The 15,993-nt window shown below is 57.8% G+C and carries 14 protein-coding genes; 2 read left to right on the top strand and 12 right to left on the bottom strand.

From position 1 onward, the window contains the following. Nucleotides 1–598 precede the first annotated feature (598 nt). Nucleotides 599–1,837 (top strand): cytochrome P450, encoded by a 1,239-nt coding sequence (locus NLX71_RS10410; protein ID WP_254363552.1) that lies wholly within the window; start codon nt 599–601, stop codon nt 1,835–1,837. A gap of 139 nt (nt 1,838–1,976) precedes the next feature. On the opposite strand, the gene NLX71_RS10405 is transcribed toward NLX71_RS10410, so the two are convergent. The 6 genes from NLX71_RS10405 to NLX71_RS10380 all read right to left on the bottom strand — a co-directional run bounded on the left by NLX71_RS10405 (nt 1,977) and on the right by NLX71_RS10380 (nt 7,924). After that, complete coding sequence (locus NLX71_RS10405) at nt 1,977–2,939, bottom strand: AraC family transcriptional regulator (RefSeq protein WP_254363551.1); 963 nt, start codon at nt 2,937–2,939, stop codon at nt 1,977–1,979. Continuing rightward, complete coding sequence (locus tag NLX71_RS10400) at nt 2,936–3,955, bottom strand: Gfo/Idh/MocA family protein (protein ID WP_254363550.1); 1,020 nt, start codon at nt 3,953–3,955, stop codon at nt 2,936–2,938. The genes NLX71_RS10405 and NLX71_RS10400 overlap by 4 nt, the downstream gene beginning before the upstream one ends. A 24-nt stretch (nt 3,956–3,979) precedes the next feature. Continuing rightward, nucleotides 3,980–5,062 carry a Gfo/Idh/MocA family protein gene (locus NLX71_RS10395; protein ID WP_254363549.1) on the bottom strand — a complete coding sequence of 361 codons (1,083 nt, stop codon included), beginning with the start codon at nt 5,060–5,062 and terminating at the stop codon, nt 3,980–3,982. A 143-nt stretch (nt 5,063–5,205) separates the two neighbouring features. Next, nucleotides 5,206–6,387 (bottom strand): aminotransferase class I/II-fold pyridoxal phosphate-dependent enzyme, encoded by a 1,182-nt coding sequence (locus NLX71_RS10390; RefSeq protein WP_254363548.1) that lies wholly within the window; start codon nt 6,385–6,387, stop codon nt 5,206–5,208. Between the two features lie 47 nt (nt 6,388–6,434). Then, nucleotides 6,435–7,520 (bottom strand): site-2 protease family protein, encoded by a 1,086-nt coding sequence (locus NLX71_RS10385; RefSeq protein WP_254363583.1) that lies wholly within the window; start codon nt 7,518–7,520, stop codon nt 6,435–6,437. Between the two features lie 32 nt (nt 7,521–7,552). Next, complete coding sequence (locus NLX71_RS10380) at nt 7,553–7,924, bottom strand: arsenate reductase family protein (protein WP_254363582.1); 372 nt, start codon at nt 7,922–7,924, stop codon at nt 7,553–7,555. Between the two features lie 164 nt (nt 7,925–8,088). On the opposite strand from NLX71_RS10380, the gene NLX71_RS10375 reads away from it, so the two are divergent. Continuing rightward, nucleotides 8,089–8,829: a YdcF family protein gene (locus NLX71_RS10375; protein WP_254363547.1), complete on the top strand. Its 741-nt coding sequence runs from the start codon at nt 8,089–8,091 to the stop codon at nt 8,827–8,829. A 73-nt stretch (nt 8,830–8,902) separates the two neighbouring features. On the opposite strand, the gene NLX71_RS10370 is transcribed toward NLX71_RS10375, so the two are convergent. The 6 genes from NLX71_RS10370 to cobU all read right to left on the bottom strand — a co-directional run bounded on the left by NLX71_RS10370 (nt 8,903) and on the right by cobU (nt 15,977). After that, nucleotides 8,903–10,012 (bottom strand): RluA family pseudouridine synthase, encoded by a 1,110-nt coding sequence (locus NLX71_RS10370; RefSeq protein WP_254363546.1) that lies wholly within the window; start codon nt 10,010–10,012, stop codon nt 8,903–8,905. Then, nucleotides 10,009–10,578 carry a cob(I)yrinic acid a,c-diamide adenosyltransferase gene (locus NLX71_RS10365; protein WP_254363545.1) on the bottom strand — a complete coding sequence of 190 codons (570 nt, stop codon included), beginning with the start codon at nt 10,576–10,578 and terminating at the stop codon, nt 10,009–10,011. Before NLX71_RS10365 ends, NLX71_RS10370 begins: the two co-directional genes overlap by 4 nt. Next, nucleotides 10,575–13,355, bottom strand: a complete 2,781-nt coding sequence (locus tag NLX71_RS10360) for a cobyric acid synthase (protein ID WP_254363544.1) — start codon at nt 13,353–13,355, stop codon at nt 10,575–10,577. Before NLX71_RS10360 ends, NLX71_RS10365 begins: the two co-directional genes overlap by 4 nt. An 11-nt stretch (nt 13,356–13,366) precedes the next feature. Further along, on the bottom strand, nt 13,367–14,209 hold the full coding sequence (gene cobS / locus NLX71_RS10355; RefSeq protein WP_254363543.1) for an adenosylcobinamide-GDP ribazoletransferase: 843 nt from the start codon (nt 14,207–14,209) through the stop codon (nt 13,367–13,369). Further along, on the bottom strand, nt 14,188–15,168 hold the full coding sequence (gene cbiB / locus NLX71_RS10350) for an adenosylcobinamide-phosphate synthase CbiB (protein WP_254363542.1): 981 nt from the start codon (nt 15,166–15,168) through the stop codon (nt 14,188–14,190). The genes cobS and cbiB overlap by 22 nt, the downstream gene beginning before the upstream one ends. Before the next feature lie 263 nt (nt 15,169–15,431). After that, nucleotides 15,432–15,977 carry a bifunctional adenosylcobinamide kinase/adenosylcobinamide-phosphate guanylyltransferase gene (gene cobU / locus NLX71_RS10345; protein WP_254363541.1) on the bottom strand — a complete coding sequence of 182 codons (546 nt, stop codon included), beginning with the start codon at nt 15,975–15,977 and terminating at the stop codon, nt 15,432–15,434. Between the last annotated feature and the right edge of the window lie 16 nt (nt 15,978–15,993).

Genomic DNA, 15,993 nt, shown 5'->3' with positions numbered 1-15,993 from the left:
ACTGACCACCAATTCGCTAGCTAATTTACTATTTTTCATATCTGTATAATCGGAAATACTCCTGTTGTGGGAGGAGGTGACTGGCGAGAAAATGTTGAGCCCACAATAGGTGAACAAGTCTGTGGCCCGTTTCATGATGAATGAAGTCATAACCTTTGAAGCTGTCGACACTTGCCTTACCTCTCACCCTCTCTTTCTCTGTCATTATCTCTTGCTAACATGAACATTGTAACTTCATTTTGTAAGCGCTGTGTTATTTCCATATAAAGCATATATTAACATTATAACGGAGGATTAAATAATTGCAAGCGGTTTCACAAGATTATGGTTTCGATCGATTGAAAAATTTGATGGCACGTTTTATAAAGAACACAATGAGTTTCATAAGCCCGGAACAGGTTTGATCCATGCATTATAAAAATAAACATTGATCATATGAATTAAAAACCTTACAATACAAATATTGACATAATTATTATTTTAATTACTCCATATAAAATAAATAGGATTATTGGTAAAATCAGTTTCAAATATAGTCACTTGACTCTTGGATATACATTGGTTTCCAAGAATTTAACAGTTGGAGGAGATAACGAAAATGACAGCATCGGCTTCCATTGATTTTTCTCAAGTCAACATCAAAGATGTCAATTTGCTCGATCCCTATTTATACAGCCATGGAGAGCCTCATGCGGTATGGGCCGCACTGCGCCATCAGGCGCCTGTTCATTGGCAGCAGGTCGATGACAAGTTGGGCTTCTGGTCGATTACGAAATATAGGGATGTTGTGCAGGTATTGAAGGATTATAAGACGTTTACCTCCGAACGGGGAAATTTGCTCAGTTTGCTTGGAAGGGATGATCCCTCCGGCGGCAAGCAAATGGCCGTGACAGATCCGCCACGCCATACCCAAATGAGACGTGCCATGCACCAATTCTTTACTCCTGACTCCATCCTCAAGCATGAAGATCAGATTCGCCAGGAAATCCGCAAGCTGGTTCTGCCAAGCTTAGAAGATGAGGGGATTGATTTTGCTCGTGCCGCGTTTGCTTTATCGATTTGTGTAGGCGGATGCATCCTGGAGCTGCCTCCGGAGGATTGGCCAACACTGACACGGCTAACCATCATGTCCGTTGCTCCTGAGGATGAGGAATTTAAATTGGCAGATGACGATATCACAGCGACTTTGCAATTGGCACACAGGGAGTTGTTTGGTTACTTTCAAGATATGGTCAAGCAGCGCCGCCGTTCTCCGGGAGATGACCTGATTAGCGCATTGTTACAGCTGGAGATCGCTGGCGAGAAGATGGACATACCAACGGTCATTTCCAACTGCTACAGCATTTTGCTCGGAGCTACAGCTACGACTCCGCATGTCGCTAGCTCAACGGTACTGGAGCAGACGAAAATAAATGGGCTTGAGGAGCTTGCCGCACATCCTGAATCTATGGACAGCTTTGTCGAAGAGGCTTTTCGTTGGTCTTCTCCGGGCAGCCACTTTTTGAGATATGCCACGATGGATACGGAAATCCGGGGAGTGCCGATTAAAGAGGGAGATGCTGTTGCCGTCTGGGTAGGCTCGGCGAATCGCGATGAGGAGATTTTTGCAGATCCTTATACCTTTAATATGCAGCGGCATCCCAATCCTCATATTTCCTTTGGCACAGGTGTCCATCATTGCATCGGAAGCAGAATAGCCAAACATACGATGACCTTTTTATTTGATGAACTCACAACAAATTTTACTCATTTTGATGTGATTGGCCCTGTTGAATACCTGGGCTCTAATTTTATTTCAGGAATTAAGCATATGCCTGTACGCGGGTATCAACGCTAAAAGCCACCATACGTTGAACTCTTGGAATGAACGTCAGCTCGTTCCCAAGAAAAAATAACACCTGACAAGCGTTTTCCCCCATTCGATACGCGAACGAAGGAGAACGGCTTCAGGTGTTTTCTCAGTTGCTTGGAAACGGCTAATGCTGTGTAACGTTATGCTGCAAACGGTACTGCATCGGCGTGGTGCCGAGCTTTTTCTTAAATACGTAATGCAAATAGTTGGCGCTGGAGAAGCCGTTCTGAACCGCGATCTGGTCGATGGTGAACTCGCTCTCGGCCAATTCCTTGCAGATTTGCGCGAGCCGAACATGCTCGATGTACTCGCTGAACGTGCCTCCCGTTTGCTCGCGAAAAATGCGCTGCAGCTGTCTCGGGCTGATCTGCACCCGCTCCGCCACCACCTCCAGCGTTAACGGGGCCATGTAGTTGTCTTTGATAAACTGGGCGGCAAGCTGGTAGCGGTAGTTTTTCATATCCCGGGACGGCAGGTCCCGCTGCGGCGTTTCGTCGTAGGCCCGCGTCATCCGCAGCAGCACCTGAATGATCGATTGCTTGATCACCGTCAGAACGCCCGGCTGATTTTCGTACCAGGCCCGGTAAGCCGTCATAAAGCATTCCATCGCCTTGTATTTGTCGGCCATCGGCCGCGGAGGCAGCTGCTCCAGGCGGCGGATGCACGCTTCCGCCTCCGCCTGCTCCCAGCGGGCTCCCCATGCCTCCGAGTCTGCCGTCTCTTCCGCTTCCAGCTTCCGAATATCGATATGCAGACACAGCTCATCCATCGCCTCGAAGGCATCCGCCTCCTGATAATGCAGGAGACCGGGACCGGTCAAATACATCTGCCCTTCCTGCAACGAGTACGGCTCGCTGCCGAGAATGACCTTCCCTTTGCCGCGCGGGATAAAATGAAACTCGAAGTCCGAATGCTTATGAAAATGAACGATCCGGCCCGAAGCAAAGCTGGTATGGTGAAAGTTCAGCATGCGAATGCCGTAATGACCCCATTTGAACTCCACCTCCAGCCGGTCAAGCGCCGTCGGGTTTTCCAGCATCAGCTCGAACGGATACGGCCTCGCGCCGATTCGGGACTGACCGTTCATGGCTGCAAATCGTTAAGTCGGCAGGCCGTCCCGGAGCGTGCGGATAAGTTCGAAGCTTCCATTAACCGCGTCAGGTCCAGCGCCAGCCCGATATTTTCCTCCGCCATCGTCCCCTGCTGAATATGGGTTACCCACTGATGAAACGCCGACGGGCGACCGGCCGGAAGCTCCTGCACGCGCCATTCCTCGTCCGACGCCGCTCCGCCCTTCGCCGTGCGCACGAGCAAACGGTTGTCGTGCGTCGAATAGAGCAAGCTGCCTTCCGTGCCGTGCACTTCGATCACGAACGGCGAATGCCGGTTGACGAAGCCCGCTTCCACAACGGCAAGCGCCCCGCTGGTATAACGCAGCACGGACACCGCATTGTCCTCGACTTCCCGGTCCGTGACGTAGCCGTAGCTGGCCGTTACGCTCTCCGGCATGCCGAGGAACAAGCGGGCCAAATACATCGGATGGCAGCCGAGGTCGATCATCGCGCCGCCGCCGCACTGCTCGGCATTGTAGAAGTGCGCAGGCAGCCAGCCGTTCGCCGATTGGTCGTTTGGAATCGCGCCGTTATGAGACAGCCGCGTGCGGACGAGCGTCACTTCGCCGAGCAGCCCCCGGCTCAGCACGTCCTGCACGGCCAGTGTATAGCCTTCGTTCAATCGCGGAAGCGACACCGTTAACTTGACACCGGCCTTGCGGACCGCTTCCATAATTTCGTTGCTTTCCTTCAGCGTCGGCGCAACGACTTTTTCCGTAAACATATGTTTGCCCGCCTGCGCCGCTGCCACCAACACATCCCGGTGCAGGTTGGTCGGCGTATCGACAATCACCGCGTCGATATCCGGCTGAGCGAGGAGTTCCTCCAGCTTGTCGTAAAACCGGACGCCCCGCGCTTCCGCTTCCCGGCGTCCGCGCTCCGGAAGTTCATCCCATACGGCCACAATTTCCGTATCCGGATGCTCCTCCGCCTGCTTCGCGTAATCGGCGGCATGCACATGCCAAAAGCTGAGCATCGCTACTCTGATCATCGTTCCCATCCTTTCTTCCGGCGCTTAGTCGAAGGTTACAGCTTTGCCTGTTTTCGCCGATTCATAGATCGCTTCGAGAATTTCGGACACGACGCAAGCCTGCTCCGGCGTGACGACCGGCTGCTTGTCATGCAGGATAGCATCGATCCACAGACGCATTTCCGTATCCGGCGCGCTCTCGCTTTGACCGTCGTAGAAATCGACCCCGCCGCCGCCGAGCTGGATCTTGTTCATGTATAAGCGGCTCAGCTTCTCGCCGTTCAGCCGGAGGCCGTCCTCCATATCCGCGCCGCCTTCCGTTCCGCACAAGGTGGTCTTCCCTTCCTTCGCATCGAGCGTATTGAGCGCCCAGCTCGATTCCAGCATGATGGTCGCGCCGTTCTTCATCACGATCATGCCGAAGGCCGAATCCTCCACCGTAAATTTCTTCGGGTCCCAGGGTCCCCAAGCATTGGCAGCGTTTTCTTTGCCGGACAATTTATGAAAAGCCGTTCCAAGCACGACCTTCGGTTCGTAGTTATCCATCAGCCAGAGCGTCAGGTCGAGGGCATGCGTGCCGATATCGATCAGCGGTCCTCCGCCTTGCTTCTCTTCGTCAAGGAAGACGCCCCAAGTCGGCACGGCACGGCGACGAACGGCATGCGCTTTCGCATAGTAGATGTCGCCAAGCTCGCCTTCCTCGCAGATGCGTTTCAAATAAAGGCTGTCCTCCCGGAAACGGTTGTTGTAGCCGATCGTCAGCTTCTTGCCTGTCCGCTTGGCCGCCTCGACCATCCGGCGAGCATCGGCCGCCGTCTTGGCCATCGGCTTCTCGCACATCACATGCTTGCCGGCTTCCAGCGCCGCAATCGTGATCTCCGCATGGGAATCGTTCGGCGTACATACGTGAACGACATCGATCGACGCATCTTGCAGCAGCGCTTTATACTCTTCATAAACCTTCGCTTCCGCATTGCCGTACTTCGCTTTCGCTTCTTCGGCCCGCTCGGAAACAATATCACAAAATGCGACAAGTTCAACTTGCTCCAAACGAGACAGACTCGGCAAATGCTTTCCGTTTGCAATACCGCCGCAACCGATAATGGCTATTTTGAGCTTCTGGGACACTTGATACGCCTCCTATTATTGTACGACATGCCTTCATAGTAGCATGATTGAAGCGGCGATGAAATTGCAATTTGGCGACAGGAAAAAGTAAGATATTGCGACATCTCTAGAAATACGACGCTGCAACTAGGCACAAGCATTTGTCAGCGGGAAGCCTCCCGCAAAAACCGTCCGATCCGGCGGACCGCTTCCCGCAGCCGATCCTCTTCCTGAACGAGAGCGATGCGGACGTAGCCCTCGCCTTCTTTGCCGAACGCGTCGCCCGGAATAACGACGACTCCCGCGGAATACAGCATTTCCCGGGAAATCTGTCGAGACGTCCAACCTTTCGGGATCGGCGCCCAGATGAACATCGTCGCCTTCGGCTTCGGAATGCTCCAGCCGGCTTCGTTCAGCCCTTCGATCACAATATCCCGCCGCTGTTCGTACAGCGCTGCGACCGACCGGCTCCCCGGCATCATATCTTCCTCCAGCGCAGCGATACCGGCCTGCTGCACCGCCAAAAATACGCCGTAGTCGATATTGGACTTCAGCACGCGCAGAGCGCGGACCGCATCACGCTGCCCGACCATGAAGGCAATGCGGCAGCCGGCCATATTGAAGCTTTTCGACAAGGAATGGAACTCGACGGCGATGTCCTTCGCTCCCTTGACTTCCATGATGCTGGGCGGCTTAAAGCCGTCAAACGACATCTCGGAATAAGCGAGATCGTGCACCAGCAGCAGCTCGTGCTCGCGGGCATATTCCACCAACCGCTCGAAGAACGCCAAGTCGGCCACCGCCGACAGCGGGTTGCTCGGGTAGTTCAAAAGCATAAATTTGGCTTGCCGCGCCACTTCCGCCGGGATGTCCTCCAGCTTCGGCAAAAAGCCGTTACCGGCGCGCAGCGGCATATGGTAAGGCTGCACCCCGGCCAGCACCAGGCTCGCGGAATAGATCGGGTAGCCCGGATCGGGAACCATCACGGTATCGCCGGGGTCCGTCACCGCCATCGCCAAGTGCGCCAAGCCGTCCTGCGATCCCATCAGCGTGACGATTTCATCCTCCGGATCGAGCGCGACCCCAAACCGGCGGGCGTACCAGCGGGCGACCGTTTGCCGGAATTGCAGACTCCCTTCCGATGTCGGATAGCCGTACAGGCCCGGATCGTTCACCGCGCGCGTCAGCGCTTCCATGACACGGGCGGACGGCGGATGGTCCGGGCTCCCGATGCCCAGGTCGATTACATCGACGCCGCGCGCCGTCACTTCCCGCTTCCAAGCCGCCACCTCAGAAAAAATAGCCGAACCCAGTTCGGCCAATCGTTTCGATTCCCATCGTTTCATTGATGCGCTACCTCGTTTTCCTTCCGAATGCCGATTCGGAATGTTGATTATCCATTCAGCCCCGTTACCTCGTGAACGTACCACATCATGCCGATTAAAAACGCCGCAAGCAGCGCATACGCCGTCCCGAACTTCCACCGCGCCGACGTAGGGACGTCGTAGTACTTGTCATTTTCGTATAGTTGGTAATCGATCTGGCAGTGGATCATCAGATGCAGACCGTCTTCTTTCTGGAGATGCTCTATGCGGGTCACGTGTGTACGCTTGATGATTCCTTGGTGCATCAGTGGCACCGTGCCTTGAAAATGAAGGCCTTCCCAGAAAACATTGACATACTGCTGCCCGTCCAAATCCGAGAACGTGACAAAGGACAGCTCCCGCTTATGCTCCGGGCCGGGAATCAGATAGCCCTGTGCCAGCAGCGGCTCGGCCGCCACCAAGAAGCTCGCGTTGACGAACCGCTCCTCGCCTTGCTTGCGGTCCTTAATGAATTTTTTGTACAGGTCGTAGGCGAACATCGCCCAAATGATGAAGAACAAGATCGAGCGCAGGTAGATGATCACGACCAGCCCTCCGATCAAGCCGACCAGCCAAAGCCAGCGCGTCACCGCCGTCGCGATCCGCCCTCCGTCAAGCGGATGAATCGGCAGCAAGTTGATCAGATTGAGGAAAAATCCGACATAAGCGATGGAATAAAGCAGTTTACTATGCTGCGGGTCCCCCAGCGCATAGGCTGCGCCGAATACGACTAAGGCGCCGACCGTTCCAAGAATGGGCCCCCCCAAAGCGACGTATGCTTCCGTCACCGCATCCCGGGGATGCCGCTTCATGTTGATCAGCGCGCCCAGGAACGGAATAAATACCGGGGCCGATACCGGCAGCCCTTTTTGCTTGGCGGCAATGACGTGGCCGAGCTCGTGGATGAGCAGCAGCAGTACCAAGCCGATCGCGAATTGCCATGGAAAAATAATTGCATACGCGCCGACGGTCACCGCCATCGAGATGATCGCTCCCCCGAATTTGCCAAGCTTTAGCAGCGGCAGCAGCGTTTTCAGCTGCGTCAGAATGAAGGTTACGGCTGCGCCGATATACCAAAGCGGATTTTGTTTTTTCGGTTTAGGTTTTTGCTGCAACAAGACTCACGCTCCTTAGACAAACCTTACGATTAGTTCCCCCAATTTTCCTCGTACAACTCCGGCTTGAAGCCGACCGTCACCCGCTTCCCGTCCGTCGCGACCGGTCGCTTGATCAGCTTGCCGTTCGATGCAAGCAGCTTCATTTTCTCCTCGTCGTTCAGCTGCGGCAGCTTGTCCTTGAGCTGCATTTCCTTATACACTTCACCGGATACGTTAAACCACTTTTTGATATCCAGCCCGCTTTGCGGGATTAGCATCCGAAGCTCCTCCACGGTCGGCGGCTGCTCCATGATGTGGATCGCCTCCACTTCCCATCCGTGCTCTTTGAGCCATTTCAACGCGCTCCGGCAGGTGCTGCAAGCAGGGTATTGAAAAACTTTGATCGACTTGCTCGTGCTCATGATTTCTCTCATCCTTATCCTATCCTAAATGGTTAACTATGACATGAATTCATTATACCGAGGAATCGGCAGGTCCTGCAAATCGCCGACGGCCCGCCCAAAGGTTGAAAAAAGGCGGCGAAGCGCAGATAATGGAAAAGTGTCCCACAAAAGGAGCTTAGGCCATGATTTATGTTCTTAAACTCATTTACAGTTTCTTAATGCCTCCCGGCTGCTTCGTCCCGCTGCTGCTCCTGGTCGGCTGGTGGCTTTACGCCCGCGTCCGCCGCTCGGCCGGCGTTGTTTTGTTCGCCTCGGCATTCCTCGTCTATTTGCTCTCGATCCCGCTTGTCGGCGAAACGGCGCTGCAATCGATTGAAAATCGTTATTCGCCGCCCGCGGCTCTGGAAGGCGACGTCTACGTCATGCTGACCGGCGGAGCGGTGTCGGGGACCCCGGACGTAAGCGGCACCGGCCACTTGAGCGGCAGCACGCTGCACCGGGTCGTCTCGGTGGCCGAACTGTACGCCGCCAAGCCGCTGCCGGTCATCGTCTCCGGCGGGCAAGTGTATGCCGATACGGCCAACGAAGGCCAACTGGCCCGCAGCAAACTTATCGCGCTGGGCGTTCCGGCCGAAGCGATCCGGTTGGACGACCGGAGCCGCACGACTCAAGAGAACGCTCGGTATGCGAAGCAGCTTCTGGACGAAGGCGGCTGGAAGCGGCCGCTTCTTGTGACGTCGGCTTTTCATATGCCGCGCTCGGTGAAGCATTTTGCCGCGCAGCACGTTCAGGTCATTCCGTATCCGGTCGATTATAAGATCAGCCGCGGCACAAGCTGGACGGGGAGACTATGGATTCCAACTTCTGCGGCCATGGACGATCTAAGCCTCGCGCTGAAAGAGTATTTGGGACAACTCCAATAACGGACGACACCAAAAAACAAAAATCCGCTCGTTCCCCCGATCATACTTGCAATACGCGGGAACAGCGGATTTTTTATGCTTCGTGCGCAGCTTCCGACTGCGCTAATTGCTTGATGCAGCACTCCATATCCGCCGGCAGCGGCGCGTGAAACTCCATCCACTGACGTGTGACGGGATGTGTCAGCCCGAGCGTGCAGGCGTGCAGCGCTTGACGCCCCAGCGGCGCATAGTCCGCTGCGGGCAAAGCCGCTTGGCAGACACTTGATGCCGCCTGCGGCTGCGGCTGCGTTGCGCTGCGGTCGGCGACGGTTATGCCCTCGGATAATGGCGCCGAAGCTCCATGCCACTGCTGCGAACCGTCGGCTTCCGGGATACGTCCCTCCGCGGCCGCTTTATCCGCCTCATCCGCCGTTCCGCCGGGGCCGTACATCTTATCGCCGAGCAGCGGATGGCCGAGATGCCGCATATGCACGCGGATTTGGTGCGTCCGCCCCGTCTCCAGCCACAAGCGCGCGAGCGTCGCTTCGCGAAACCTCCGCTCCACGCGGTAATGCGTGACCGCCGGATAGCCGGTCGGCGTGACGATGCGGACATGCGGCGCAAGCGGATTGCGATCGATCGGCGCATCGACCGTGCCTTCGTCGCTGCCGATCACGCCGTGAACGAGCGCGACATATTCCTTTTTTAGCCCGTGCGCCTGCATTTCCTCCGAAATTTGCTGATGCACGTACGGATTTTTGGCGACGGCCAGCACGCCGGACGTCTCCTGATCGAGCCGGTGCACGGGGCGGAAGCGGAAGCTCACGCCCTTTTCCCGCCAGTAATGAACGACGCCGTTCGCCAGCGTATCCGTGTAATGTCCGTGCGTCGGATGCACGATCATCCCGGCCTCTTTGTTCAGCACCAGCAGTTCGTCGTCCTCATACAAAATGTCGATCGGAAGCGGCTGCGGCAAAATATCGTCCGACGCTTCCATCTCCATCCGCGCGGCGACCCGGTCTCCGGCGCGTACCTTCACATCGATATATTTGCGTTCCCCGTTGACCGTAATGCCTTGCTCCGTCAGCTTCAGCCGCGAGAGGAGCTTGCGGGAAATGCCCATTCGTTTTTGCAAAATCGTCCTCAGCACCATGCCGTCGTCTTCGGTCGGGACGATGTATTCCAGCGGTTTATAATAGCTCATGACTTGCGTCTGAACACCTCGGCGCTCCGAATATATTCCACGTCTCCGTGTCCGGACCGATGATTGGCGACCCGGGCGACCGTAAAGAACAAGTCCGACAGCCGGTTCAAATAACGGCGCACCTCTTCGTTGATCGGCTGCGTGCGCGCAAGCGTCACGACCCGGCGCTCGGCGCGGCGGCATACCGTCCGGCATACGTGAAGCGCCGACGACGCCTGACTCCCGCCCGGAAGGATAAAGCGCTGGATGTCCGGCGTCTCCGCATCGTATTTGTCGATCCATGCTTCCAACTGGTCCACCATCTCGGCCGTCACCTTATACGGCCGCAGCTCCTGCTTCAGCAACGCCAGATCGGAGCCGCAGTCGAACGTCTCATGCTGGATTTGCAGCAGATCGGCGAGCAGATCTGCATCGCGTTCCGCATCCAGAAACCCCATCGCCTGGCCGATAAAGCAATTCAGCTCGTCAACCGTGCCATACGCCTCGACCCGGACGTCGTCCTTGTCTACGCGGCCTCCGATCACCCCGGTTTTTCCGGCATCGCCCGTTCTCGTATAAATTTTCACCGCAATCCCTCCCGACCTTTATTCCACCCTATCATCTCATACAATCGCTCCGTATCCAAGTGCTCCCGCACATGGGCCGCGAGCCGGTCGAAGGCCGCCTCCCGGCGTTCCTGAAAGCGCAGCTCCGCCGGCAGCGGCTCCAGTCCTTTCGCTGCGCGAATCCGGTTCAGCCACGCGCGGCGAAAATCGTCGTTATGCAAAATGCCATGCACATACGTGCCCCACAGCCGTCCGTCCGCACAAACCGCGCCGTCCGGCGACGAACCGGATTCGGTCGGTCCGGTATCGGGATGCGATAACTCGAACGGGTGGCCGACGGGCCGCAAGAATGAAGTGACGCCCATATGAATCTCATAGCCATGTATTTCAAACGTTTGCTCGGGATCGGCATACAGCCGTGTCGTACCTGCGGCTCTTACGGTCCGTTTCTCCGCGGCAAAGACGGTTTGCGTCGGGAATAAGCCGAGTCCGTCGAGCACCGGCCGGTCCGATTCGACCGCATTCGGATCGAGCAGCTTTTCCCCCAGCATCTGATACCCCGCGCATATCCCCGTCACCCATCCGCCGCTCTTGGCAAAATCGAGCAGCTTCCGGTCAAGACCGCAATCGCGAAGATACAAGAGATCGTCGACGGTGTTTTTGCTGCCCGGCACAATGACTGCGTCCGGGGAACCGAACGTCTCCGCCGTATCCACGAAACGAAGCCGGACATCGCGCTCATATTCCAGCGGATCGATATCCGTAAAGTTGGACAGGCGCGGCAGCCGGATGACGGCGATATCGAGCATGTCTTCGGACAGCATCGTATCCGTGCGGCCTAGAGCGCCTTCCGCCAGCTTTCGTTCGAGCGACGCCGAATCCTCGTCCTCCAGCCCAAGCTGCGGCAAATAAGGAATAACGCCCAGCACCGGCTTGCCCGTCCGCTTCTCCAGCCATTCGATCCCCGGCGTAAGCAGCGTAACGTCTCCCCGAAACTTGTTGATAATAAAGCCCTTCACCCGGTCGCGTTCCTCCGGCGACAAAATGTCCAGCGTCCCGACAAGAGAAGCGAACACGCCTCCGCGGTCGATATCCGCGACAAGCAGCACCGGAGCGTCCGCCCATCCGGCCAGCCGCATGTTGACGATATCCCGGTCTTTCAGATTGACCTCGGCCGGGCTGCCCGCCCCTTCGATCACGACCGCGTCATAGGCTTGCCGCAAGCGGGCGAGCGCTTCCTTCACGACCGCTTCGGCTTCCGGCAAATATTTTTCCCGGTACGTCCGCGCATCCAGATCACGGTAAGGCTTGCCATGGACGACCACTTGCGCCACCATGTCTTTTTTGGGTTTGAGCAAAATCGGATTCATGTCCGTCGTCGCCGGAATCCGGCAGGCGTCCGCCTGCATCCCCTGCGCCCGGCCGATTTCTTTACCATCCGGCGTCACATAGGAGTTGAGCGACATGTTTTGCGATTTGAACGGCGCCACGCGCAAGCCGTCCTGCAGCAGGATGCGGCACAAAGCCGTCGTCAGCAAGCTTTTGCCGACATCGGAGGCGGTTCCCTGCAGCATGAAGGTCGGAGCGAGCTTCAGCGATGATGAATCGGCTGGAAGCGGCGGCGGACAGGCATTGGACACGGACCCGCCGCTGCTCTGCGAGCGTTCCGGCCTCTTGGCTGCCGCGACTTCTTCGCCCGTCGTCGCGCGCTCTCGCGCCTCAAGCAGTTCGGCAATCGACTGCCTGAGGCCGTCCAGCAGCGCTTCGTTCTGCTCCCTCAGCTTGACCGCCACCCGGCAGTACGTCTCGTCCAGCCCGGGAAACAGCGAAGCATCCCGGATCAAAATGCCCCGCCGCCCCATCGCCGCTTGCAGCGCCCGCACATCGAGTCCCAGCGGCCGCAGCGAAAACAGCACAAAATTCACATCGCTCTCATACACGGTCAGGCCGAGCGATTGCAGCCCGGCGCGCAAGCGCTCCTTCTCTTCCTTCACCCATTCCAGCGTCCGGCGCGCAAACTCCCGATCCTCCATAACGGCCGAGCCGATCCACTGGGATAAAGCGTTCACGCTCCATGGCACCTGCAGCCGTTTCATCTCGCGGATTTGCTCCGGATGCGCCACCACGTACCCGAGACGAAGTCCGGGAATCGAATAAAACTTCGTCATCGAGCGGATGACGGTCAAGTGAGGACTTTGCGCCGCAGCACGGGCCAGCGTCAGCTCCTCCTCCCGCGGGCAAAAATCCAGAAACGCCTCATCGACGATAGCCGGAATCTGTCCGTCCGCCAGCGCTTGCACCACGTCATCCGGCAGCAGACGCCCGGTCGGATTGTTCGGATGACCGAGAAACAGCAGATCGCATCGGTCAGCAGCTGCCTGCACGTCGGCCAGACGAAGCGCAAAGCCGTTCGCTTCATCGAGTGGGATGTCAACGATACGTCCCCCGATTTTATCCACAGCTTCCTCGTATTCGGCAAAGGACGGACGAACCAGTCCCGTCACCCGGGGACGGCGCACCCGGACGGCCAGATCGATCAGCTCCGCCGCCCCGTTGCCGACGAGCACGCATTCGGCCGGAACGCCGTGCTTGGCCGCCAGCTTGCCGGTCAGCTCCCGTACCGCCGGGTCCGGGTAATGGACGACCTCCCGCCACTGCTCGGCCAAAATGCGTCCTACCGCCTCGGGCGGCCCGAGCGGGTTCATGTTCGAGCTAAAATCGACAAACCGCTCCCGCGGCCTGCCGAAAGCTTCCGCGGCCGTCCACAAATCGCCGCCGTGTCCGTATCGTTCCAGCATTGCAACCTCTCCTATCCCTTAATCAACACAAGCACGAGCAGCAGCGCCGCTTCAAGCAATTCGTTCATCGCGCCGTACGTATCACCCGTCAGTCCACCCAATTTCCGGTGAATCGAAACGCTTATCAGAACCCCTGCTCCCATCGTCACGGCGAGCAGAATGACGATTATCCCTACCATATGCCAAAACGGCAGCGAAAGCCCTCCGAACGCTTCTCCCGCCGCGACAACACATAGCGACAGCAACAGCGCTACCAGTCCCGAGCCCACGGCATGCCCGGCTCCGACACCGCGAAAAAAGCCGCCCATTCCGCTCCCCGCCTGCCGCGCATAAGGCCAGCAGGCTATCGCTACGACCATGTACCAGCGGCTCCACAGCGGAACAAGCGCCAAGAGGAGCCACAAATTCCACTGGCTTCCGGCTGCCGCAGCAGGCAGCATCTCCGCCAGCAGCGACCATTTCAGCAGCAGCACCAGCACGGCGGCGATGACACCCATCGCGCCAACCCGGCTGTCCTTCATGATTTCCAGCATTCTTTCCCGCGAACGGTGACTCAGGATGCCGTCGGCCGTATCCATCAGCCCGTCGAGATGCAGCGCCCCAGTGAGCAGCACCCAGATCCCAAGCAGCAGAGCGGCTGCGGGCAACGGAGGCAGCACGCTGGTCAGCAGCAGACCGGCTGCCGCTGTGATCAGCCCGAGCACCAGTCCGACGAGCGGATAAAAAACGACGCTCCGCCGAAACAAAGCGTCGTTAGAGTCCAGCTTCACCGGTACGGGCAATCGGCTTAAAAATTGAAACGCAGCCGCGCAGGCCTCACCCCAAAGCCGGATCAAACGAATAAAAGCGCGCACAGCAATCCCCCCGCAATGATGTAACTGACGCCGTACAGCATGCGCACGGTCCGCTTGATATCTTCCCGCGTGCGCTCCCGCAGCGGCCAGCCCATCCGGGCCCGCTCGCTTGTCCGGCCGTGATAGACGTTCACGCCCCCGAGCTCGATGCCGAGCGCACCGGCCACGGCCGACTCCGGAATGCCGCTGTTCGGGCTCGGATGCAGCCGGGCAAACTTCAGCACGGCTTTTGCCGCGCGAACGGCATCCAGTCCGGGACTTGCAAGCGCAGCCAAGACGAGCAGCCCTCCGGTCAGCCGCGCCGGAATCCAGTTGAGCACATCGTCGAACCGGGCCGAGGCCCAGCCGAAGTGCAGGTACTTGTCATTTTTGTAGCCGACCATCGAATCCAGCGTATTCGCCGCGCGGTACAGCATCGCCAGCGGAGCTCCGCCGAGCAAAGCAAAAAAGATCGGCGACACAACGCCGTCCACGATATTTTCAGCCACCGTCTCCACGGTCGCCCGCGTAATCTCCGGCTCGTCCAGCCGCGTCGTATCCCGTCCGACGATATAGCCGACATATTTACGCGCTTCATCCAGACGCCCTTCGACCAATGGACGGTAGACCGCCATTGCCGCATCCTTCAATCCTTTGATGGCGATCGTGGTCGAAATGAACCATGTGTTCACCGCGTAGCCGAGCCACGGATGCACCTGCGACGCGGCCCAGACGATCAAATACATCGCGCCGAACGCCAAGCCTACCGTCGATGCAGTAAGCACAATGCCACGCCAGCGTACGGCCCACTTACCGTGAACGCCAGCCGACTGCGCCCCGTCCGGCCACAGCCGCCTTTCCACGGCGGAAATCCACCGCCCGATCCAGATCACGGGATGCGTCAGCCAGCGCCAGGCCGGGTCGCCGAGCACCCAATCGATGACGATGGCGGCCAGTACCATGATTAGCGTTTCACTCATCGTGTGCGGGTGTATCTCTTTGTTCGCTCCGCTTGACTTCGTCAAAAGTCGCTCTCAAAGAGATACACCTCCTCCCTATAAAAGACTAAAAGCTTGACGCGCCGCCTTGCAGGGCGCTATTTTTCATGCGCTGCCCGCGGCGGGCAGGGAGCCGGGCATGATTCTTGGTTCGCTCCGTTGACTTCGTCAAAAGTCGCTCCCAAGAAAGCACACCCGGCTCGCCCCCAAACCCCTCTTCCGCGGAAGAGGGGATAAACGCAAGGCTACAGTTTAAAAGCCATGCTCTTGAGTTCAAGAGGAATGCCGGAGGCGACAAGGAAAACCTTGTCGGCCTCACGGGCAAGACGTTGGTTCATCCGGCCGGATAAATCGCGGAACAGGCGGCCGAGCTTGTACTCCGGCACTAGCCCGGCTCCGACTTCGTTCGTCACGAGAACAGTCGGCTGTTTCACCGTCGCGAAGACGGAGGCGAGGCTGTCGATCTTCGCTTCGAGCTGCGCTTCGGCATCCGGCTCCTGTTCCAACCGCAGCAGCCAGTTCGACAGCCAGAGCGTCAGGCAATCGACGAGCACCACCGGCGCTGCCGAACGTTCGAGCAGCTCCGCCAAGGCGAAGGGCTCCTCGGCCGTCGTCCAGCGGAAGCCGCGCTCGCTGCGCGATTGGCGGTGCAGGGCGATGCGCCGCCGCATTTCGTCGTCATACGCTTGCGCGGTGGCGACGTATAAGCCCTCATGGCCCAGCACCGCCGCATACCGCTCGGCGAACCCGCTTTTGCCGCTGCGCGCCCCTCCGGTGACAAGCACTCTCATTGGCGCGTTTTCTTCC

Origin of the sequence: Paenibacillus sp. MZ04-78.2 (assembly GCF_024213375.1) — a bacterium.
In the GTDB taxonomy this organism is placed as follows: domain Bacteria; phylum Bacillota; class Bacilli; order Paenibacillales; family NBRC-103111; genus Paenibacillus_G.
The sequence above is the reverse complement of the archived record's forward strand: the minus strand, read 5'-3'. Positions and strand labels throughout refer to the sequence as shown.